The organism is Novosphingobium sp. 1529 (assembly GCF_040544855.1).
GTDB classification, from domain to species: domain Bacteria; phylum Pseudomonadota; class Alphaproteobacteria; order Sphingomonadales; family Sphingomonadaceae; genus Novosphingobium; species Novosphingobium capsulatum.
This window is the reverse complement of the sequence record NZ_JBEPKW010000004.1, coordinates 183,706-204,431: the sequence shown is the minus strand read 5'-3', so window position 1 is coordinate 204,431 and position 20,726 is coordinate 183,706. Positions and strand designations below refer to the sequence as shown.

At 68.4% G+C, this 20,726-nt stretch carries 24 protein-coding genes; 17 read left to right on the top strand and 7 right to left on the bottom strand.

Annotation, left to right across the window (positions count from 1 at the left end; genetic code table 11):
- From ABIC78_RS11240 to cobU, 13 genes are read left to right on the top strand one after another with little or no spacing between them, the layout of a single operon-like run.
- On the top strand, positions 1-378 hold the full coding sequence (locus ABIC78_RS11240) for a cobalamin biosynthesis protein (RefSeq protein WP_171796636.1): 378 nt from the start codon (positions 1-3) through the stop codon (positions 376-378).
- Entirely contained in the window at positions 375-1,157 is a 783-nt protein-coding gene (gene cobM / locus ABIC78_RS11235; protein ID WP_354489704.1) for a precorrin-4 C(11)-methyltransferase, read from the top strand. The genes ABIC78_RS11240 and cobM overlap by 4 nt, the downstream gene beginning before the upstream one ends.
- Complete coding sequence (locus tag ABIC78_RS11230) at positions 1,154-2,467, top strand: cobyrinic acid a,c-diamide synthase CobB (RefSeq protein WP_354489702.1); 1,314 nt, start codon at positions 1,154-1,156, stop codon at positions 2,465-2,467. Before cobM ends, ABIC78_RS11230 begins: the two co-directional genes overlap by 4 nt.
- The gene (cobF, locus tag ABIC78_RS11225; RefSeq protein WP_354489700.1) at positions 2,464-3,228 is read left to right on the top strand and encodes a precorrin-6A synthase (deacetylating); all 765 of its coding nucleotides are present in this window, start codon (positions 2,464-2,466) and stop codon (positions 3,226-3,228) included. Before ABIC78_RS11230 ends, cobF begins: the two co-directional genes overlap by 4 nt.
- Positions 3,218-3,823 carry a cob(I)yrinic acid a,c-diamide adenosyltransferase gene (cobO, locus tag ABIC78_RS11220; protein ID WP_354489698.1) on the top strand — a complete coding sequence of 202 codons (606 nt, stop codon included), beginning with the start codon at positions 3,218-3,220 and terminating at the stop codon, positions 3,821-3,823. The genes cobF and cobO overlap by 11 nt, the downstream gene beginning before the upstream one ends.
- A 32-nt stretch (positions 3,824-3,855) precedes the next feature.
- Positions 3,856-4,263, top strand: a complete 408-nt coding sequence (locus ABIC78_RS11215; RefSeq protein ID WP_022677918.1) for a DUF1636 domain-containing protein — start codon at positions 3,856-3,858, stop codon at positions 4,261-4,263.
- Positions 4,260-5,300 carry a nicotinate-nucleotide--dimethylbenzimidazole phosphoribosyltransferase gene (cobT, locus tag ABIC78_RS11210; protein WP_354489695.1) on the top strand — a complete coding sequence of 347 codons (1,041 nt, stop codon included), beginning with the start codon at positions 4,260-4,262 and terminating at the stop codon, positions 5,298-5,300. Before ABIC78_RS11215 ends, cobT begins: the two co-directional genes overlap by 4 nt.
- Complete coding sequence (locus ABIC78_RS11205; protein WP_354489693.1) at positions 5,297-5,866, top strand: histidine phosphatase family protein; 570 nt, start codon at positions 5,297-5,299, stop codon at positions 5,864-5,866. Before cobT ends, ABIC78_RS11205 begins: the two co-directional genes overlap by 4 nt.
- Positions 5,863-6,585 carry an adenosylcobinamide-GDP ribazoletransferase gene (locus ABIC78_RS11200; RefSeq protein ID WP_354489692.1) on the top strand — a complete coding sequence of 241 codons (723 nt, stop codon included), beginning with the start codon at positions 5,863-5,865 and terminating at the stop codon, positions 6,583-6,585. The genes ABIC78_RS11205 and ABIC78_RS11200 overlap by 4 nt, the downstream gene beginning before the upstream one ends.
- Positions 6,582-7,559 (top strand): aminotransferase class I/II-fold pyridoxal phosphate-dependent enzyme, encoded by a 978-nt coding sequence (locus tag ABIC78_RS11195; protein WP_354489810.1) that lies wholly within the window; start codon positions 6,582-6,584, stop codon positions 7,557-7,559. The genes ABIC78_RS11200 and ABIC78_RS11195 overlap by 4 nt, the downstream gene beginning before the upstream one ends.
- Positions 7,552-8,502 (top strand): adenosylcobinamide-phosphate synthase CbiB, encoded by a 951-nt coding sequence (cbiB, locus tag ABIC78_RS11190; protein WP_354489690.1) that lies wholly within the window; start codon positions 7,552-7,554, stop codon positions 8,500-8,502. Before ABIC78_RS11195 ends, cbiB begins: the two co-directional genes overlap by 8 nt.
- Positions 8,503-8,504: 2 nt before the next feature.
- On the top strand, positions 8,505-9,968 hold the full coding sequence (locus ABIC78_RS11185; RefSeq protein WP_354489688.1) for a cobyric acid synthase: 1,464 nt from the start codon (positions 8,505-8,507) through the stop codon (positions 9,966-9,968).
- Positions 9,961-10,467, top strand: coding sequence for a bifunctional adenosylcobinamide kinase/adenosylcobinamide-phosphate guanylyltransferase (cobU, locus tag ABIC78_RS11180; protein ID WP_354489686.1), 507 nt, complete (start codon positions 9,961-9,963; stop codon positions 10,465-10,467). The genes ABIC78_RS11185 and cobU overlap by 8 nt, the downstream gene beginning before the upstream one ends.
- Before the next feature lie 115 nt (positions 10,468-10,582).
- Here the strand turns inward: cobU and ABIC78_RS11175 are convergent, their stop codons facing one another.
- The 5 genes from ABIC78_RS11175 to ABIC78_RS11155 form a co-directional block, all read right to left on the bottom strand.
- Positions 10,583-11,770: a CCA tRNA nucleotidyltransferase gene (locus ABIC78_RS11175; protein ID WP_354489685.1), complete on the bottom strand. Its 1,188-nt coding sequence runs from the start codon at positions 11,768-11,770 to the stop codon at positions 10,583-10,585.
- Positions 11,767-12,375, bottom strand: coding sequence for an NUDIX hydrolase (locus tag ABIC78_RS11170; protein ID WP_054131930.1), 609 nt, complete (start codon positions 12,373-12,375; stop codon positions 11,767-11,769). The genes ABIC78_RS11175 and ABIC78_RS11170 overlap by 4 nt, the downstream gene beginning before the upstream one ends.
- Positions 12,372-12,959: a DUF1285 domain-containing protein gene (locus ABIC78_RS11165; protein WP_054131931.1), complete on the bottom strand. Its 588-nt coding sequence runs from the start codon at positions 12,957-12,959 to the stop codon at positions 12,372-12,374. The genes ABIC78_RS11170 and ABIC78_RS11165 overlap by 4 nt, the downstream gene beginning before the upstream one ends.
- A gap of 23 nt (positions 12,960-12,982) precedes the next feature.
- On the bottom strand, positions 12,983-13,492 hold the full coding sequence (locus ABIC78_RS11160; protein WP_054131932.1) for a GNAT family N-acetyltransferase: 510 nt from the start codon (positions 13,490-13,492) through the stop codon (positions 12,983-12,985).
- Between the two features lie 212 nt (positions 13,493-13,704).
- Complete coding sequence (locus tag ABIC78_RS11155) at positions 13,705-15,111, bottom strand: helix-turn-helix domain-containing protein (protein ID WP_354489682.1); 1,407 nt, start codon at positions 15,109-15,111, stop codon at positions 13,705-13,707.
- Positions 15,112-15,258: 147 nt separating this feature from the next.
- Between ABIC78_RS11155 and ABIC78_RS11150 the strand changes: the two genes are divergently transcribed.
- From ABIC78_RS11150 to ABIC78_RS11135, 4 genes are all read left to right on the top strand, one after another.
- Positions 15,259-16,851 carry an isocitrate lyase gene (locus ABIC78_RS11150; RefSeq protein ID WP_107717826.1) on the top strand — a complete coding sequence of 531 codons (1,593 nt, stop codon included), beginning with the start codon at positions 15,259-15,261 and terminating at the stop codon, positions 16,849-16,851.
- Positions 16,852-16,995: 144 nt separating this feature from the next.
- Positions 16,996-17,154, top strand: a complete 159-nt coding sequence (locus ABIC78_RS11145; RefSeq protein WP_022678438.1) for a hypothetical protein — start codon at positions 16,996-16,998, stop codon at positions 17,152-17,154.
- 302 nt (positions 17,155-17,456) lie between these two features.
- Positions 17,457-17,615 (top strand): hypothetical protein, encoded by a 159-nt coding sequence (locus ABIC78_RS11140; RefSeq protein WP_156306574.1) that lies wholly within the window; start codon positions 17,457-17,459, stop codon positions 17,613-17,615.
- Positions 17,616-17,702: 87 nt separating this feature from the next.
- Positions 17,703-18,395 (top strand): glutamine amidotransferase, encoded by a 693-nt coding sequence (locus ABIC78_RS11135; RefSeq protein WP_354489679.1) that lies wholly within the window; start codon positions 17,703-17,705, stop codon positions 18,393-18,395.
- A 62-nt stretch (positions 18,396-18,457) separates the two neighbouring features.
- Here the strand turns inward: ABIC78_RS11135 and ABIC78_RS11130 are convergent, their stop codons facing one another.
- Together ABIC78_RS11130 and ABIC78_RS11125 are read right to left on the bottom strand one after the other, a co-directional pair.
- Positions 18,458-19,672, bottom strand: coding sequence for an argininosuccinate synthase (locus tag ABIC78_RS11130; protein ID WP_354489677.1), 1,215 nt, complete (start codon positions 19,670-19,672; stop codon positions 18,458-18,460).
- A gap of 254 nt (positions 19,673-19,926) precedes the next feature.
- Entirely contained in the window at positions 19,927-20,709 is a 783-nt protein-coding gene (locus ABIC78_RS11125) for a 3-hydroxybutyrate dehydrogenase (RefSeq protein WP_062781696.1), read from the bottom strand.
- Between the last annotated feature and the right edge of the window lie 17 nt (positions 20,710-20,726).

Here is a 20,726-nt window from a genome sequence, read left to right as displayed (position 1 = left end):
ATGATTGTCGCCGGCCTGGGCTTTCGCGCGGGCGCCCCGCTTGCTGCTCTGCGCGCGGCCTTTGCCCTGGCGCAGGAAGGACTGCCCGCCGCCACCCATCTGGCCACGGCGGCAGACAAGGCCCCGGCTGTGGCGCCGCTGGCGCGCGCGCTGGGCCTGCCGCTGATCCCTTTGGCGGCCGATGCCGTGCAGCGCTGCGGCACGGCCACGCAATCTGCCGCCAGCCTGCGCACGCGCGGCACCGGCAGCCTGGCCGAGGCAGCCGCGCTGGCCGCAGCGGGGCCGGGCGCGCAGTTGCTGTGCCACCGCCAGATATCGCCCGATCGCATGGCCACGTGTGCCCTTGCTCAGGGCCATGCCCAGGAAATTGAACAATGACGGTCCATTTTGTCGGCGCCGGCCCCGGCGCGCCCGATCTCATCACCTTGCGCGGGCGCGATCGTATCGCCGCGTGCCCGGTGTGCCTCTATGCCGGGTCGCTGGTGCCCACCGCGCTGCTCGCCCACTGCCCGCCCGGCGCGCACATCGTGAACACGGCGCCTCTCTCGCTTGACCAGATCATGGACCACATCATCCAGGCCCATGCCGCTGGCCACGATGTGGCGCGGCTGCATTCGGGCGATCTGTCGGTGTGGTCTGCGCTGGGCGAGCAACTGCGGGCCTTACGGGCGCTAGGCATTCCCTTCACCATCACGCCCGGCGTCCCCGCCTTTGCCGCCGCCGCCGCCGCACTGGAAAGCGAACTGACGCTGCCCGCGCTGGGCCAGTCGGTGGTGCTGACCCGAACGCCGGGCCGGGCCAGTGCGATGCCACCGCGCGAAAACCTGGTGGCCTTTGCCCAGACCGGCGCGACGCTCGCCATTCACCTGTCGATCCACAACCTGGCGCAAGTGGTGGCCGATCTGCTGCCCGATTATGGCGGCGATTGCCCGGTGGCGGTGGTGTCGCGCGCCAGTTGGCCCGATCAGCGCGTGGTGCGCGCCACCCTGGACAGCGTGGAGGCCGCCGTGGCCGGCACGATGGAGCGCACCGCGCTGATCCTGGTCGGCCGCGTGTTGGGCGCTACTGATTTTGTCGAAAGCAGCCTCTATGCCGCCGATTATGATCGGCGCTTTCGCCCGCAGCATGGCGGCGAAAGCGGCGGGGCGCGGGCATGAGCGTGCCGGGCCTGATGATCGCCGCGCCCAGTTCGGGTGCGGGCAAGACCACGCTGATGCTGGGCCTGCTGCGCGCGCTGCATGGCCAGGGGCTGGCGGTGCAGCCATTCAAGAACGGGCCGGACTATATTGATCCGGCGTTTCACCAGGCGGCTTGCGCGCGCGCCTCGTTCAACCTCGACAGCTGGGCCATGGCGCCTGGCCTGATCGATGCCCTGGCAAGCCAGGCCGGTGGCGCCGATCTGGCCCTGGCCGAAGGATCGATGGGCCTGTTCGATGGCGTGGCCAGCGTGGGCGCCACCGGCAACGGCGCCAGTGCCGATGTGGCGCGCCGGCTGGGCTGGCCGGTGATCCTGGTGCTCGATGCCTCGGGCCAGGCGCAATCGGCGGCGGCAACGGCGCTGGGCTTTGCGCGGTTCAATCCCGCGCTGCCGGTGGCCGGCGTCATCCTCAACAAGGTGGCAAGCCCGCGCCATGAAAGCTTGCTGCGCGCCGGCATGACGGCGATCGGCATGCCGGTGCTGGGCGCCCTGCCGCGCCGCGCAGACCTTGGTCTGCCAGAGCGGCACCTGGGCCTGGTCCAGGCGGTGGAGCATCCCGATCTGCCCGCCCGCCTGGATGATCTGGCCACCTTCATGCGCGATCATGTCGATATGGCAGCGCTGGTTGCAGCGGCGCGCGCAATGGGCGCCCCGCCCACCGCATCAGCCGCGCTGCCGCCGCCCCCGGCGCAGCGGCTTGCCGTGGCGCGCGACGCGGCATTCTCGTTTCTCTATCCCCACCTGTTGCACGGCTGGCAGGCGGCTGGCGCGCAGATCCTGCCGTTCTCGCCGCTCGCCGATGAAGCGCCGCCGGCCGATGCCGATCTCGTCTGGCTGCCCGGCGGCTATCCCGAGCTGCATGCCGGGGCGATCGCGGCGGCGGGGACATTCCTGGCGGGCCTGCGCCGCCACGCGCAGACCCGCCCGGTGCACGGCGAATGCGGCGGCTACATGGTGCTGGGCCAGGGCCTGGTCGACAAGGCCGGCGCGCGCCACGCCATGGCCGGGCTGCTGGCCCTGGAAACCAGCCATGCCCAGCGGCGCCTGCACCTGGGCTATCGCGCGGCCCGGCTGCTGGCGCCGGTGGGCAGCATGGCGGCCGGCACCGCGCTGCGCGGCCACGAATTCCACTATTGCACCATCCTGGCCCAAGGCGATGCGCCACTGGCCACGGTGGTCGATGCCACCGGCGCGGCCGTGGCGGAAAGCGGATCGCGGCGCGGGCAGGTGACGGGCACGTTCTTCCACATGATTGCGGGGGCCGTGTGATCCAGCTCGATCTTATAGGGATCGGCACCGGCAACCCCGATCACCTTACCCTGGCGGCGGTGCGCGCGATCAATGGCGCAGACGTGATTCTGCTGCCCAACAAGGGCGCGGACAAGGCCGGGCTGATCGATCTGCGCCGCACGATCTGCGCGACGGTGCTGACGCGGGCCGTACCGTTCGTCGAATTTGCCATGCCGCTTCGCGATGGCGCGGGCGACTATGCGGCGGCAGTGGATGCCTGGCATGACGCCATCGCGCGGGTGTGGCAGGCAACCTTGGCGCAAGCCCTGCCGCAGGGCGGCCGCGCCGCGCTGTTGGTGTGGGGCGATCCCGCGCTCTATGACAGCAGCCTGCGCATCGCGGCGCGGCTGATGGGGCAGGGTGCGGCCCTCGCGGTGCAGGTCGTGCCGGGGATCACCAGCATCGCGGCGCTGACCGCCGCCCACGCCATCCCGCTCAATCCGCTGGCCGGGCCGGTGATGATCACCACCGGCCGCCTGCTGCGCACCCATGGCTGGCCGGTGGGGGCTGATCATCTCGTCGTGATGCTTGATGCCGGCGGTGCGTTTGCCGCGCTGGACCCTGCGGGCATCACCATCTGGTGGGGCGCATACCTGGGCATGGCGCACCAGGCGCTGGAGCATGGCCCGCTGGCGGCGGTGGGCCCGCGTATTCTCGCCCGCCGTGCCGCGCTGCGCGCGCAGCATGGCTGGATCATGGACATCTATCTGCTGAAAAGGGAAACGGCCGATGCAAGCTGATGAAGACGCGCGCCACGCCGACAAGATGCGCAAGAAACAGGCCGCGCGTGACAAGATCATGGCCACCAAGACCCAGGAAAAGGGCCTGCTGATCGTCCATACCGGCAAGGGCAAGGGCAAGACCACTGCGGCCATGGGCATGGTGGTGCGCGCCATCGGCCATGGCCAGCGCGTGGGCGTGGTGCAGTTCGTCAAGGGCGCGATGACCACCGGCGAAAAGGCCGTGTTCGATGCCTTTCCCGCCCACGTCGATTTCAAGCCGATGGGCGAAGGCTTTACCTGGGACACGCAGGACCGCGCGCGCGATGTGGCCGTGGCCCGCGCCGCCTGGGACGAGGTCAAGCGCATGATCGCCGATCCGGCCTATGCCATGGTCCTGGCCGACGAACTCAACATCGTGCTGCGCTATGACTATCTGCCGCTCGACGAGGTGCTGGCCGTGCTGACCGCGCGCCCGCCGATGAAGCACGTGATCGTGACGGGCCGCAACGCGCGCGACGAACTGATCGCGGCGGCCGATCTCGTCACCGAAATGGCCCAGATCAAGCATCCGTTCCGCGCCGGGGTGAAAGCCCAGGCGGGTATCGAGTTCTGACATGTTCCGTTTGCATCACAAGGATTTCCCCCATGCTTACCCCCGTTGACGATGGCCCCGCCGTGGTGGCCTGCAACACCTGCCGGTTGAGCGCCGACCTGCGCGAGGATGACCAGGGCCAGCGCGGTGGTGCGCGGCTTTTGGCGGCGCTGCGCACGGTGCAGCAGGGCGATGCGCGCTATGCCGGGATTGCCGTGCAGGAAATGGCCTGCCTGTTTGCCTGCAAGGACCACTGCACCGTGCACCTGCGCGCGCCGGGCAAGGTGGGCTATGTTCTCGGCCGTTTTGACGCGGACGAAGCGGCCGCCACGGCAATCCTCGATTATGCCGCCGCCTATGCGCAAAGCGAGCATGGGCGCGTGCCGTTCAAGGAATGGCCGCAAGGGGTGAAAGGCCATTTCATCAGCCGCACCCCGCCAGCCGGGTTCGTCGCGGCATGAGCGCGTTTGCTTCTCCGGCCGCGTTCGATGCGGCGCTTGCCGATCTGGCCATGCCCGATGCTGCGGCGGCCGCCGCAGCGCGGGCGCGGCAGGATGACCTGACGAAGCCGCCCGGATCGCTGGGCCGGCTGGAAGACATCGCCGTGTTCATGGCCGGCTGGCAAGGGCGCGAACGCCCGGTGATCGCGCGCGGGCGCACGGCGATCTTTGCCGGCAACCATGGCTTTATGGTGCATGGCGTCAGCGCCTTTCCCACCAGCGTGACCGCCGCCATGGTGGCCAACTTTGCCGCCGGGGGCGCGGCGATCAATGCGCTGGCGGGCGTTGCCGGCCTTGAGTTGATGGTGGTGCCGCTCGATCTTGATCGTCCCACCGCCGATTTCACCTGCGCCCCGGCGATGACCGAGGCGGAATGCCTGGCGGCGCTCAACGCCGGTGCCGCGGTGGTTACGTCCGATCTTGATATCCTGACGCTGGGTGAAATGGGCATCGGCAATACCACGGCCGCTGCCGCGCTCTGCGCCCTCAGCCTGGGGGGCAGCGCGGCGGAGTGGGCCGGGCCGGGCACCGGGCTCGATGCCGCCGGCGTGGCGCGCAAGGTTGCGGTGATCGCCCAGGCGCTGGCCTTCCATGCCGACGCGCCGCACACCCCGTTCGAAACCCTGCGCCGGCTGGGCGGACGAGAGATTGCGGCGATGGCTGGCGCGGTGTTGCGCGCGCGGGCCTTGCGCGTTCCGGTGGTGCTCGATGGCTTCATCACCTGTGCTGCCCTGGCGCCACTGGCGGTGGTGGCACCGGGCATCGTCGATCATTGCCTGGCCGGGCACTGTTCGGCCGAACCGGGGCATGTGCGCCTGCTGGCGCGGCTGGGGCTGGTGCCGCTGCTCAACCTGGGCATGCGGCTGGGCGAGGGCAGCGGCGCTGCGGTGGCCGTAGGGGTGATCCGCGCCGCGCTTGCCGCGCACGACCAGATGGCAACCTTTGCCCAGGCCGGCGTGGCATCGGGCGTGGCAGCGGGCGCGGAAGGGCAGGCGTGAGCGGCTTCCTGTTGCATCTGTTGCGCCACGGCGCGCCGGCCACGCCTGGGCTCTTGCTGGGCCACGACGACATGGCGCCCACGGCTGCTGGCCTGGCTGCCTGTACGCAGCGGGCGCAAAGCGTGGATTTTGCCGGCATCGTGGCATCGGACCTGCGGCGCTGTGCTGCTGCTGCCCAGGCCATTGCCGCCCCGCGCGCCCTGCCGGTGCAGCTGGACCGGCGCTGGCGCGAGCTGGATTTCGGCGCATGGGATGGTCTCGCCCCGGCGCAAGTGAGCTGCGCGGCCCTGACTGCATTCTGGATCGATCCCGATGCCCATGCCCCGCCGGGGGGAGAGCGCTGGTCGGCGCTGCGCGCGCGGGTAGCGGCAGCGCTGGCCGATCTGCCCGGCAGCGATACCCTGGTGGTGACGCACGGTGGCGCGATGCGTGCCGCGCTCACCGTGCTGTGCGGGTTCGTGTCGGAACAGGCCTGGGCGTTTGACCTCCCCTATGCCGCGCTGCTCAGCCTGCGGGTTTGGCCCGGCGAGCGGCCTACAGCGCAGATCGTGGGGCTGGCGACGTGAAGGGATTGGTCCTGGCCACGCAGTTCCTCACCCGCCTGCCCATGCCGCGCGTGGCTGCTGAGGTTGGCGATTTTGCCGCCTCGATGCGGTGGTTTCCCGCCGTGGGCGTGATCGTGGGTGGCTGCGTGGCCGGGGCGGCCTGGGCTGGTGGGTGGCTCGATCCGTGGATTGGGGCGATGGCCGGCCTGATGGCATGGGTGGCCGTGACGGGCGCGCTGCATCTCGATGGCCTGGCCGATCTGGCCGATGCCAGCGGCGCTGCCCATCGCGATCGCGCGCGGTTGCTGGCGGTGCTGGCCGATCCGCACGTCGGCAGCTTTGGCGTGGTGGCGGTGGTGATGCAACTCATGGCCAAGCTGGTGCTGCTCCATGCGCTGGTGGCGCAGGGCATGGTGGCGGGCATCGTCTGGGTGCCTTTCGCTGCGCGCCTTGGCCCGCTCGCTTGGGCGCGCTGGCTGCCGCCCTTGCACGCCGGGCTGGGTGCGCGTTTTGCCGATGTGGTGCGCCGCCGCGATCTGGCGCTGTGGGCCGGGGCGCTGGCGCTGGCCGCCTGGTGGTATCCGGCCTTGCTGGTCGCGGTGCCGGGCATGGCGCTGTGGGGCTGGTGGCTCAAGGTGCGGATCGGCGGGATTTCCGGCGATGGCCATGGTGCCGGCATCGAATGGAACGAAACCGTTCTATTGCTGGCCTTATGCATTGCGGGGCGGTTGTGGGGCTGAACCGCTTCACCTGGCATGGCGGCGGGCTGGCGGCGGCGCGCGCGCAGTTTGGTGATGGGCCTTGGCTGGACCTGTCCACCGGGATCAACCCGTGCCCCTGGCCCCACGCCGGGGCGGTAGCGGCGGCGGTGGATTGGCAGCCCCTGCCCGATGAAAGCGCGCTGCGCGGCCTGGAGCAGGCCGCGGCAGCGCACTTTGGCTGCGCGGCCGCTCAAGTCTGCGCGGTGCCTGGCACCGAGATCGGGCTGCGGCTGATTGGCGATCTGATCGGTGGCACGGGCTGCCATGCCGTGCCGGGCTATCGCACCCATGTCGAGATGCTGCGCGCCAGCGTGGCGGTGGCCGACCCGGAAAGCGCCGATGGCGCCAGCCTGGTCCTGGCCAATCCCAACAACCCCGATGGCCGCCTGTTGACGCCGCCGATGCTGCGCGAATTGCTGCACCGGCGCGGGGATCATGGCTGGCTCTTGCTGGATGAAGCCTTTGCCGACGCGCACCCGCAAGCCAGCCTGGCCGGCGACATTGCCGATGCGCGGCGGCTGGTGATCTTCCGCTCGTTCGGCAAGTTCTTTGGCCTGGCGGGCCTGCGCCTGGGCTTTGTGCTGGGGCCGCGCGCGCTGTTGGCGGCGTTGCGGGCGCGGCTGGGGGCCTGGCCGCTGTGCGCGGCGGCGTTGGCTGTGGGCCAGGCGGCCTATCGCGATGGCACCTGGATCGCGGATATGCGCGACGCCTTGCCGAAGCGGGCGGCACGCCTGGACGCGGCGCTGCGGGCCATGGGCTATACCGTTGCCGGGGCCTGCCCGCTGTTTCGCCTGGTGCGCGGCGTGAACGGGGCCGGCCTATTCGCCCATCTGGCGCAGCAGCATATCCTGACGCGGCCGTTTGCCGATCAGCCGGATTGGTTGCGGCTCGGCCTGCCAGGCGATGCTGCAGGTCTGGCGCGGCTGGTGCAGGCCTTGCCCAGCCATGGGTGAAACGCTCGCTGCCCTGGCACTCGCGCTGGCGCTCGATCTCGCGCTCGGCTGGCCAGCGGCGCTCTATGCGCGCCTAGGCCATCCGGTGGGCGGCTTTGCCCGCGTGATCGGCTGGTGCGCGCGCCTTGGCAATCGCCCGCAGTGGAGCGCGGGGTGCCGCCGCGCCATGGGCATGCTGACCGTGCTGGTGCTGCTGGCCGTGGCGATTGGCCTCTCGGGCGCGCTCCAGGCCCTGGCAACCTGGCTTGCCGGCGGCTGGGCGTGGATCGTCATCGGCCTGCTGGCCTGGCCAGGCCTGGCCCTGCGCAGCCTGCACGATCACGTGCGGCCCGTGGAGCTGGCCCTGGCGCGCGATGATCTTGCCGGCGCGCGGCGCGCCGTGGCGATGATCGTGGGCCGCGATACTGCCACGCTCGACCGCGCCGGGGTGGCCCGCGCGGCGATCGAAAGTCTGGCCGAAAGCTTTTGCGATGGGGTGGCGGCGCCGCTGTTCTGGATGGTCTTGGCCGGCCTGCCGGGGCTGTGGGCTTACAAGGCGATCAACACTGCCGACAGCCTGATCGGCCATCGCGAGGCGCCGTGGGGGCCGTTCGGCTGGGCGGCGGCGCGGCTGGACGATGCGCTGAACCTGCTGCCGGCGCGGCTGGGCGCGGTCTTGCTGTGCCTGGCGGGCGGTGGCGGCTGGGCGGTGCTGTGGCGCGATCATGGCCGGCATGCCTCGCCCAATGCGGGGTGGACCGAAGCGGCGATGGCCGGGGCGCTGGGCCTGCGGCTGGCCGGACCGGTGGTCTATGATGGCGTGGCCGTGGCCAAGGACTGGATCGGGCAGGGGCGCGCTGCGGCCGATGCGCGCGATGTGGCGCCGGCGCTGCGGCTCTATAGGCGGGCCTGCGCGCTGTTGATCGCGGTGGCGCTGGGCGCGGTGGTGGTATGGAAGGGATGACGATGGGCGCATTGATGGTGCAGGGCACCGGGTCTGACGTGGGCAAATCGGTGCTGGTGGCAGGGCTGTGCCGCGCGCTCGCCAACCGGGGCCTGCGCGTCTTGCCGTTCAAGCCGCAGAACATGTCGAACAATGCCGCTGTCACCAGCGATGGAGGGGAAATCGGCCGGGCCCAGGCGCTGCAGGCCCTGGCCTGCCGTGCCGCGCCGCATACCGACATGAATCCGGTGCTGCTCAAGCCGCAGGCGGATCACACCTCGCAACTGGTGGTGCATGGCCGGGTGCGGGGCACGCTGGGCGGCGGCAATTTTCGCATGGGCCGCGCGGCGCTGCTGCCCGATGTCATGGCCAGTTGGCAGCGGTTGCGCGCGCAGGCCGATGTGGTGGTGGTGGAAGGGGCAGGCTCACCAGCGGAAATCAACCTGCGCGCCGGTGATATTGCCAACATGGGCTTTGCCCGCGCGGCGCGGGTGCCGGTGGTCTTGGTCGGCGATATCGACCGGGGCGGGGTCATTGCCGCGCTGGTGGGTACGCGGGCCGTGCTCGATCCGGCTGACGCGGCCATGATCCGGGGCTTTATCATCAACAAGTTCCGGGGTGATCCCGCGCTTTTTGCCGATGGCTATCAGCAAATTGCCGCGCTTTCGGGCTGGCGCGGGTTTGGCGTGGTGCCGTGGCTGGCGGAAAGCGCGCGCCTGCCGAGCGAAGACGCCGTGGTGCTGGAACGCCATGCCCCGTTGCGCGCGGGCGCGCTGCGGATTGCCTGCCCGATCCTGCCGCGCATTGCCAATTTCGATGATCTCGATCCGCTGAAAGGCGAAAGCGGGGTGGAACTGGTGATGGTGCCGCCGGGCCAGCCGATCCCGCCCGATTGCGCGCTGATCGTGCTGCCAGGATCGAAGGCCACGCTGGCCGATCTCGCTGCACTGCGCGCGCAAGGCTGGGATATCGATATCCTTGCCCATCACCGCCGTGGCGGGCGCATCCTGGGCATTTGCGGGGGATACCAGATGCTGGGCAAGACCGTGGCCGATCCCCATGGCATCGAGGGGCCAGCGGGCGAAATGGCCGGGCTGGGCCTGCTCGACGTGACCACCGTGCTCACCGCGCACAAGGCGCTGCGCCAGGTGGCGGGGCAGGCGCTGGGCCAGGCGTTTGCCGGTTTCGAGATGCACATGGGCCAAACCGATGGTCCCGATTGCGCGCGGCCCTTTGCACTGCTCGATGGTGACAGGCCTGATGGCGCGATCGACGCGGGCGGGCAGGTCATGGGCAGCTATGTCCATGGCGCGCTGGGCGGGCCGGCGCTGCGTGGTGCGCTGCTCGGCTGGATCGGCGGAGTATCCAATGGGGCGGACCATGCCACCGTGGTCGACGCAGCACTCGACGCGATCGCCGCCCGGTTGGAGCAGCATCTCGATATCGATGGTCTGCTGGCCCTGGCGCGGGAGGCTAGCGATGCCTAGCCTGTTCGTGATCGGGGGGGCACGATCGGGCAAGAGCCGCTATGCCCAGCAGCGTGCCGAGAATAGCGGGCTGGCGCCGCGCTACATCGCCACGGCCCAGGCCTTTGACGAGGAAATGACCGCGCGTATCGCCCGCCACCAGGCAGAGCGCGATGGCCGCTGGCAAACCGTCGATGCGCTGCTCGACCTGCCCCACGCGATCGCCACCCATGCCGCCCCCGATCGCGTGCTGCTGGTCGATTGCCTGACGCTGTGGCTCAGCAACCTGATGCTGGCAGAGCGCGATATCGCCGCCGCGCTCGATGATCTGGAACGCGCCGTGGCCGGGGCGGCCGGGCTGGTCATCCTGGTCAGCAACGAAGTGGGCCAGGGCATCGTGCCCGACAATGCCCTGGCGCGGCGCTTTCGCGACGAGGCGGGCTGGGCGAACCAGCGCATGGCGGCGGTGTGTGACGAGGCCGTGCTGGTCTCCGCCGGGCTGCCAGTGAAGTTGAAATAGAATGGGAAAAAGCCCCATCCTCTTCAGAGGAGGGGGTTGGGGGTGGTGCGGTGTCTGGCGCGAGATTTCCACCACCCCCCGACCCCCTCCTCTAAAGAGGATGGGGAGAAAGTGGTCAGTTTTTGGCCAGCTCTTCGTCGAGCAGTTGCATCACGCGCGCTTCGTCGGGAAAGCCTTCGGCCACCCAGCGCGCCTCTACCGCGCGCAGGATGCGGGCCACATCTGGCCCGGCGCCAACGCCGCGTGCCACGATCTGCCCGCCCTTGAGCGGCAGGCGCGGTACGGTCCAGCCAGACAGGTCGGCAATATCGCGTCCGGCCAGCAGCAGGCGGTCGATCGCCTCGTCCCGGCCCAGTTCATAGGCCATCGCGCGTGGCGGGCGCAGTGCATCGAGCGGGCTGCGCGCGGCGGCGGCAACCAGGCACTTGCGCTGCGCGATCGAGAGGCGCAGCCGCGCGGCGACCTGTTCCACCACGGGCGGATCGGCGGGCAGCAGCGCGGCCATGCGGCGCAGGGCATCGGGGGCTTGGCCCGCCTTTGCCTCTGCCGCAATCAGCGCGGGCAGGGCGGCTGGGTCGGCCTCGGGCAAGACTTGCGCCAGCACGCCCAGCTGCGCCATGCGCGCCACCGTCGCGGCCGGATCGGGCAGTGCGAGCAGGCCGAGCAATTCGCTGGCCACGCGTTCGCGCGACAGGCCCTTCATCCCCGGCGCCAGCGCCGCGCAGGCTGCCTCGGCCGCAGGATCGGCCGGCAGCGAGCCGAATCGCGCCTGGAAGCGGAAATAGCGCAGGATGCGCAGGTAATCCTCGCGGATGCGCTGGTCGGCCGCGCCGATGAAGCGCAGCGTGCGGCTGGCCAGATCATCCAGCCCGCCGAAATAGTCGCTCACCTCCAGCGTGCGCGGATCGGCGTAGAGCGCGTTGATCGTGAAATCGCGCCGCGCCGCGTCTTCCTGCCATTCGCGCGAAAAGGCGACAGTGGCGTGGCGCCCATCGGTCGACACGTCGCGCCGCAGGGTGGTGATCTCCACCGGGCCGCCGGGCAGCACGGCAGTGATCGTGCCATGGGCGAGGCCAGTGGGCACTTGGCGGATGCCGGCGGCTTTCAGCAGCGCCTGCGTTTCCTCGGGCAGGTGCGGGGTGGCCATGTCGATGTCTTTGACGTCAAGGCCCAGCAGCGTGTCGCGCACCGCGCCGCCGACATAGCGGCACAGGCCCGCGCCGTCGGGATCGAGCGCTGCAACCAGGCCGGCCAGGTCTTCGCGCGTGGTCCAGGGGGCAGGGGGCAGGACAGTGGTGTTCATGCGTCGGGCCATTGCATGCGCTTGGCAAGGTTGGCGATGATCGCGGCGGTCACGCCCCAGATGCGGTGCCCCTGCCACAGGATTTCGATCGTGCGGCCGCGCCGGCCGTTCCATTCCGCCTCGATCCAGTCGTGGCCGCGTCGATCCAGCAGCAGCGACAGCGGCGGTTCGAACCAGCCGGCCACCTCGGCCGGGTTGGGTTGCAGCGGCAGGTCGGGCGGCACCACGGCAAGGACCGGGGTAATGTCATACCCCGTGCCGGTGCGATAGCGATCGGTCGGACCGATCACGCGCACCATGGCCGGATCGATGCCCAGTTCCTCGTTCGCCTCGCGCAGGGCCGCCTCTACCGGGGTTTCGCCCGGTTCGATCTTGCCGCCGGGAAAGGCGGCCTGGCCGGGATGGGCACGCATGTGGCTGGGGCGATGGATCAACAGCACGCCCGGGCCATCGGGATGATCGACACGGTCGGTTACGGCGATCAGCACGGCGGCCGGGCGCAGGCCATCGGGCACCACGCGCCAATCGGCGATCAGATCGGGTGCCGGCCCTTCATGCCCGGCGCGGTGCAGCGCGGACAGACGGTCGAACAGCGCCGCGTTCATGGCGCCGGAACCAGCGGAAAACGTGCGCCCCGGCTTTCTACCATCAGGCCGTGCGGCTGGTCTGCGGCGGGCGAAACCTCCAGCGCGTGGGCGATCAGCTGGCCATAGGTGCTGCGGTTGAGGCGCGCCGCGATCCCGTGGCGCACCGCGAGGTAGAATGCCGGCAGCTCTGCCGTGCCGGCCACGCGCAGGGGGTGATCGGGACCGCACAGCACCACGTCATCGGTGTTGAGGCGGAATGCCAGCACGGCCTCGCCAGTGGCTGGATCGTGGCGCACTTCCATGTCGATCGCCACCAACGCAGCATCATCCACTGCGATGGCCAGGCGCTCGTGCGGGGTGACCAGCCAGTGCTGGCCGTCCTCGTCGCGCAGCAGCAGCGAGGCAAAGGCGCGGACCATCGCCGGGCGGGTGATCGGGCTGCCTTCATGCAGCCAGCTGCCATCGGCGGTGATGCGCATGTGGCTTTCCCCGCTGTGCGCAGGGTTCCACTGATCGAGCGGGGGCAGGCGGCGGCTTTGCGCGAGCGCGGCGATCTCGCTGAGCGAAAGGCCGGCCAGTTCGGGGGGAGGTTCGTAAGGCACAGGCTGAGCCCTGCCAGACTTGATCAGCCCCGCCAAGGCCCCAGCATGCCTTCGCCCGGAAGGACGGCAGGGTTGGCCGTGCGGCACAGCAGGCGATGCTGATCAAACGGCCCGGGCAACTGCCAGCCAGCGGTGTGCGCGTTGCTGAAGCCGAAAAAGCGTTCGTAGTATTCCGGATCGCCGATCATCACCTGGGGCAGCGGCGCCCGTGGATCGATCGCGGTCAGGCTGGCGGTGACCAGCGCCTTGCCATAGCCGCGCCCCTGCTGGCCGGGCATGACGGCCACCGGGCCAACCATGATCATCGGCACGCGGCGCCCCTCGGGCGTGGTCAGCGCGACGGGCCAGCACTGGATCGTGCCGGCCAGCATGTCTTCATCGTCCAGCGCGGCAAACGACAGGCCAGGCAGGCAATCGATCCCCTCGCGCAGGCGATAGGCGGTGCGCTGGCGACGCTCCGGCTCGAACGCGGCATCGAGCAGCTCTTCAACCAGTTGCGGATCGACATCGGCCAGGGGAATGATCGTGGACAAGAACGGGCGCCTTGGGAATCGTGAAACGTGCCGGGCCGATAGCGGCCGGGGGGCGGGGGGTCAAACGATTGGGGGGTGGGGGGAAGCTACATGCTCCCCCTCATCTTCAGAGGAGGGGGCTGGGGGGTGGTGGATGCCACGCGCGTCGGTTCAGCATTCCACTACCCCCAACCCCCTCCTCTGAAGATGAGGGGGCTATTTCGGCGTTGCGCTCAGCTTTCGCTAAAGACGAAGGGCACGGCCGCGCGGCGATAATCGTCGGGCAGGATTTCGCGGCCCAGCGGGGGCTGGGCGCGGGCCGGGCATTCCGCGCGCTGGCATAGGCGGCAGGTTACGCCCACCGGCGTTGCCGCGGCGGTTTGCGGATCGACGCCCCGTGCCGCCGCCAGGCGCGGGGCGGCCTGGGCCGGGCAGACCAGGGCCATGGCGCGGCGCACTGGCGGCAGGCCTGGGCCGGTGGAGATATCGATCGTGCGCGCGATCGAGAAGAAGCGATCGCCATGGGGCATTTCCAGCCACTGGGTCAGCACCTCGCCGGGGCGGGCAAAGGCCTGGTGCAGGCTCCACAGCGGGCAGCCGCCACCCTGCGCGGCAAAGGAAAAGCCCGCGCCATCGATGCGCCGGACCACGTTGCCGGCGCTATCGAGTTCCACCAGGAAGAATGGCACACCTTCCTGGCCCGGCTTGGTCAGCGTGGCCAGGCGCAACGCGGCCTGCTGCCATTCCACGCCGAACAGATCGGCTAGGCCCTGCACGTCATAGCCCTGCGCCTGGGCGGCGCGGGCAAAGCGGTCATAGGGCATGAGCACGGCCGCTGCGCCCAGTTCGGCCAAGGCGCGGCGGACCAGTTGCGCCGCCGTTGCGCTGGCGAAGCTTTCCCCGCGCACGATCGCGGCAATATCGGGGCGTAGGCTGGTATAGGCGATGTGCAGCGCGATCTGCCAGGCGCGGCGCTGTGGCCCCAGGCATTCGTCGAGCAGCAACTGTTCGTTGTGCCGGTCATAGCGCGCCAGGGCGCCCATCATCACGCTGGCCGGCATGGCACGCACGCGCAGGCCATTGCGGCGCAGCCATTCGGCGCCGCCGCCGGCCGTCTCGATCTCGGCGCTCAGTGCTTCTGCCCGGGTTTCGATGCCGGCAAACCAGTGCCCACGCGCGGCCAGAAAGCGCCGCGCCTCACCCACCGGATCGGCCGAGGGCGTGGCGCCAGCCGCCTCGCGTCCTTCGGCCAGGGCCTGGCCGGCGCGGGCATAGGCGCCGTGCAGGCGCAGCATCGCCTCGGTCATGCCGGGAAAGCTGCTGGCAAGGTCTGCCACTTCCAGCGCGGGCAGGTCGATCTCGGCAAACAGCGGATCGCGCAGCGCCTCGGCCAGGCGGCGGGCGTGGTCGTCGCGGTCTTGCGCGGCAAGGTCGGCCATGTCGAGCCGATAGGTCGCGGCCAGGCGCAGCAGCAGGTCGGCGGTCAGCGGGCGCTGGTTGCGCTCGATCAGCGCGATGTAGCTGGGCGAAACGCCCATGTCCTCGGCCATGGCCTGTTGTGTCAGCCCCAGTTCGCGGCGCAGGCGCTTGATGCGGGGGCCAAGGTAAAGCGGGCGGGAAGGAGCTGCAGGGCGGGCCATGGCGCCATTCTTGTCATGCCTGCACAACTTTACAAGCGAAACCTGTAAAGTTTGACAACAAGACCCCGCAGCACATTCCGCAGTGCATCATGCCGACCTATTCCGGGTGCAACGAAACACCATCGTATAGCGGAAGGGGCACATGCCATGACGTACCAGCAATCGATCATCGAGGCAGATCGCACGATCACGCCGAACACCCACTGGGATGGCATTGCCGCCGAAAGCGTGGCGCGCATGCGCCTGCAGAACCGCTTCCGCACCGGGCTCGACATCGCGCGCTACACTGCCGGCATCATGCGCCGCGACATGGCTGCCTATGATGCCGATCCGGCCAACTACACCCAGTCGCTGGGGTGCTGGCACGGCTTCATCGGCCAGCAGAAGATGATTTCCATCAAGAAGCATTTCGGCACCACCAAGGGCCGCTACCTTTACCTGTCGGGCTGGATGGTTGCGGCGCTGCGCAGCGAGTTCGGCCCGCTGCCCGACCAGTCGATGCACGAAAAGACCAGCGTTGCCGCGCTGATCGAGGAACTCTACACCTTCCTGCGCCAGGCCGATGCGCGCGAGTTGAACCAGCTGTTCCGCGATCTGGATGCCGCGCGCAATGCCGGTGACCAGGTCAAGGCCGCCAAGATCCAGCACGATATCGACACCTACGAAACGCACATCGTGCCGATCGTTGCCGATATCGACGCCGGGTTCGGCAATGCCGAGGCAACCTATCTGCTGGCCAAGAAGTTCATCGAGGCGGGCGCCTGCTGCATCCAGATCGAAAACCAGGTTTCCGATGAAAAGCAGTGCGGCCACCAGGACGGCAAGGTCACCGTGCCGCATGAAGACTTCATCGCGAAGATCCGTGCGGTGCGCTATGCGTTCCTCGAACTGGGCGTGGACGATGGCGTGATCGTCGCCCGTACCGACTCGCTCGGTGCTGGCCTGACCAAGCAGATCGCCTTCACCCGCGAGGCTGGCGACATTGGCGACCAGTATAACGCCTTCCTCGACTGCGAGCCGGTCGATCCGGCCAAGATCGGCCATGGCGACGTGCTGATCACCCGCGATGGGCAACTGATGAAGCCCAAGCGCCTGCCGTCGAACCTCTATCAGTTCCGCCCTGGAACCGGCGAGGATCGCTGCGTGCTGGATTGCATCACCAGCCTGCAGAACGGCGCTGACCTTTTGTGGATCGAAACCGAAAAGCCGCACATCGGCCAGATCGGCGGGATGGTCTCGCGCATCCGCGAGGTGATCCCCAATGCCAAGCTGGTTTACAACAACTCGCCCAGCTTCAACTGGACGCTCAATTTCCGCCAGCAGGTGTTCGATGCCTGGGCCGCGGAAGGCAAGGACGTGAGCGGCTTTGACCGGGCGCGGCTGATGAGCGTGGACTATGACGAAACCGAATTGGCGGCAGAGGCCGACGAGCGCATCCGCACCTTCCAGCGCGATGCCGCCCGCGAAGCCGGCATCTTCCACCACCTGATCACGCTGCCGACTTATCACACGGCCGCGCTCAGCACCGACAACCTGGCCAAGGAATACTTCGGCGAGGCGGGCATGCTGGGCTACGTCAAGGGCGTGCAGCGCCAGGAAATCCGCCAGGGCATTGCCTGCGTCAAGCACCAGGCCATGGCGGGTTCGGACATCGGCGACGATCACAAGGAATACTTTGCCCGCGACGCCGCGCTCAAGGCCGGTGGCGCACACAACACCATGAACCAGTTCGCGGCGTAACTTTGCCATCCCGGCACGCCGGGATGGGGCGGCACCGGCCCACTCCCCCACCCGACCTCCCAGAGCCTAGCTTGCAGCGAGGTCGGGCGGGGGAATGGGCCGCCACCGCCCAACCGTTCAACGACCAAGTGAAGGAGAAGGACAATGGCTGAACCTGCCCGTGCCCGTGCAGTCCTCTCGACTGAGGACTTCAAGCTGATCCGCGAGGCTGTGCTGCACTACCTCAAGGCTATCGAGGACAAGCCCGAATCGGTGAAGTTCTCGCATCTCTATCATCGCCTCGGCAGCGCCATGGGCCGTTGAGCCCGCGCTGACACGAGGAAGACCACGACTTCGCTTTTCCTGGGGAGGAAAGGCTGGCCCGTCGGGCGCCACAGCGGCGCACGGCGGGCCTTCTTCTTGGGCGCTCAAGGAAATCTTTGGTGGCCTTCAGCTTTTCTCGAATGACCTTTATCAACTGAAACGGTAGAGAAGGTGCATCGGCTCCGTCCGGTCGCGGCTTTTGATCCTGCCAGCTTGCTCCGCGTCACCAACAGCTAAAGCGCACGAAAGCGAGGCCATGTGGCCAGGTTCGTGTTCGGCCCTGTGAAAAGGAGAATGCGACGATGTCCCGTTTGAACGCCCGCCCGATTTCCCGCCGTCCGGCCCCCCTCCGCGCCAATGCACCGCTGCCCCATCCTTCGTGGGGCACGCTGGGGCTGGCGCGGCCGGATGGCGAGCGGCCCAGCACGGCGGAAGAATTCTTTCGCCGGCTGGGCCTTTGAATGCTGCCTTATGTTCAGCCACGCGGCTGTAGAAAACCGCATGGGCCCGCTTGCCGGCCTGCAACCGATTGATCACGATAAGGCCCCATGAAGTCCGCGCTCATCATCCGCCACGTGCCCTACGAAGGGGTGGCCGGCTATCGCCAGCCGATCGAGGATGCCGGTTACCAAGTGGATCGCATCGACGTGTGCGATCCCGCGTTCCCGTCGCTCGACCTGCGCGAGCCTGATCTGCTGATCATGATGGGCGGGCCGATGGGCATCTATGACCAGATCGAGCATCCCTGGATCCGCTGCCAGATGCGCCGCCTGGCGCTGCGCCTGGCCGCGGACCTGCCGACGCTGGGCGTGTGCTTTGGCGCGCAGATGATTGCGGCGGCGCTGGGCGCCGATGTCTATCGCGGTCATGCGCGTGAGGTGGGGTTTCATCCCGTGCAGGTGCATGTGGCCGACAGCCCGCTGCGCCATGTTGCCGGCGTGCCGGTGCTGCACTGGCATGGCGACACGTTCACCCTGCCGCCGCATGCCGAGCTTCTGGCTTCAAGCCATGTCTATCCGCATCAGGCGTTTCGTCGGGGGCGCAATCTGCTGGCGCTGCAATTTCATGCCGAGATGGGCGAGGATCCGCGCTTTGACGCCTGGCTGGCGCAATCGCCCGATGATGTCGCCGCTGCTGGCCATACCCAGGCCACGTTGCGGCACGCCCATGATGCCCACGGCCCCGGCGCGGTGCAGGCCGGACGGGCGATGATCGGAGAATGGCTGGCTGGCCTGGCCTGATCGGCTAGGCCGCGTGGCAGGCGCGGGGCACGATGGCCCCGGCGCCTGCCTGGGTTCTGGCTTTAGCGGCCCTGCTGCGCGAGCAGGCGCAGGCGCAGCGCGTTGAGCTTGATGAAGCCGGCCGCATCCTTCTGGTCATAGGCGCCAGCATCGTCTTCGAACGTCACGTGGCGTTCGGAATAGAGGCTGTCGGGCGACTGGCGGCCGACGACCGAGGCCATGCCCTTGTACAGCTTGAGGCGGACGGTGCCGTTTACCTTGGCCTGGCTGTGGTCGATCGCGGCCTGGAGCATTTCGCGCTCGGGCGAGAACCAGAAGCCGTTGTAGATCAGCTCGGCATACTTGGGCATCAACTCGTCCTTGAGGTGCGCCGCGCCGCGATCGAGCGTGATCGATTCGATGCCGCGATGCGCCACCGCATAGATCGTGCCGCCCGGGGTTTCATACATGCCGCGGCTCTTCATGCCGACGAAGCGGTTTTCCACCAGATCGAGGCGGCCGATGCCGTGCTTGCGGCCCAGTTCGTTGAGCGCGGTGAGCAGGCTGGCCGGGCTCATCGCCTCGCCATTGAGCGCCACGCCATCGCCCTTGGTGAAATCGATGGTGATGTATTCCGGCACGTTGGGCGCATCTTCCGGGTTGACCGTGCGCGAATAGACATAGTCGGGCACTTCCTGCCACGGATCTTCCAGCACCTTGCCTTCCGACGAGGTGTGCAGCAGGTTGGCATCGGTCGAGAACGGGCTTTCGCCGCGCTTGTCCTTGGGCACTGGAATCTGGTGCTTTTCAGCCCAAGCGATCAGCGCGGTGCGGCTGGTCAGATCCCATTCGCGCCACGGCGCGATCACCTTGATGCCCGGCTCCAGCGCATAGGCCGAAAGCTCGAACCGCACCTGGTCGTTGCCCTTGCCGGTGGCGCCATGGGCCACGGCATCAGCACCGGTTTCGCGGGCGATCTCGATCAGGCGCTTGGAAATCAGCGGCCGCGCAATCGAGGTGCCGAGCAGGTAATCGCCTTCATAGCGGGCATTGGCGCGCATCATCGGGAAGACGAAATCGCGCACGAATTCCTCGCGCAGGTCGTCGATATAGATGTGCTCGGGCTTCACGCCCATCAGTTCGGCCTTGGCGCGGGCCGGTTCGAGTTCCTCGCCCTGGCCGAGATCGGCGGTGAAGGTCACGACTTCGCAGCCGTATTCCACCTGCAGCCACTTGAGGATGACGGAGGTATCGAGCCCGCCCGAATAGGCCAGGACGACACGCTTGATCTCGGACATGGGCGGGGCACTCCTCAAACTGAAAGACGCGACAACCAAAAAGACGGGGCGCGCCTAACAGGGAGGGGGGCAGATCGCAAGGCAAACGGGGCGACGGGGCATGCGCGATTGCCCAGGGTGCGTGGGATTTGGAACAGGGGGGAGCGAGAATGGATGCTTTCGAGAACCGGCCCGCAGCGTGCTTTTGGCACGTGAGGACCGGAAGCACAGAAAGCGGCCGTTCGCAGCCCGCCCTGTTCCAAATACCGCGTGCCCTAGTTCATGAACCAGCCGTGGCTGGCTACCAGCGACTGGCCGGTGAGCGCGTTGGTGGGGAATGCGGCAAAGAACAGCGCCACTTCGGCGATATCGTCCACCGTCGTAAATTCGCCATCCACCGTCTGGCCGAGCATGACGTTCTTGATCACCTCGTCCTCGCTGATGCCCAGCTCCTTGGCCTGCTCTGGAATCTGCTTGTCCACCAAAGGCGTGCGCACGAATCCGGGGCAGATCAGGTTGCTGCGCACGCCCTTCTTGCCGCCTTCCTTGGCGATGGTGCGCGCCAGGCCCTCGAGGCCGTGCTTGGCCGTGACATAGGCGCTCTTGAGCGGCGAGGCTTCCTTGGAATGGACCGAGCCCATGAACAGGATTGCGCCGCTGCCCTTGGCATACATGTGCGGCAACACGGCCTTGCTCGTCAGGAAGGCGCCATCGAGATGGATCGCCAGCATCTTTTTCCAGTCGGCAAAGGCGAAGTTTTCCACCGGGTTGACGATCTGGATACCCGCGTTCGACACCAGAATGTCCACGCCACCCCACGCGTCCACCACCTTGGCCACGCCGGCGTTGACCTGGTCTTCGCTGGTCACGTCCATTTCCACGGCCATGGCGGCGCCGGGGTGATCGGCATTGATGCCATCGGCCGCAGCCTGCGCCGCGTCGAGCTTGAGATCGGCAATCGCCACGCGGCCACCGGCGGCGGCATAGCGCTTGGCAATGGCCAGGCCGATCCCGCTGGCAGCACCGGTGACGATGGCGATCTTGTTGTCGAGATTCATGGTTTCACTCTCCAGGG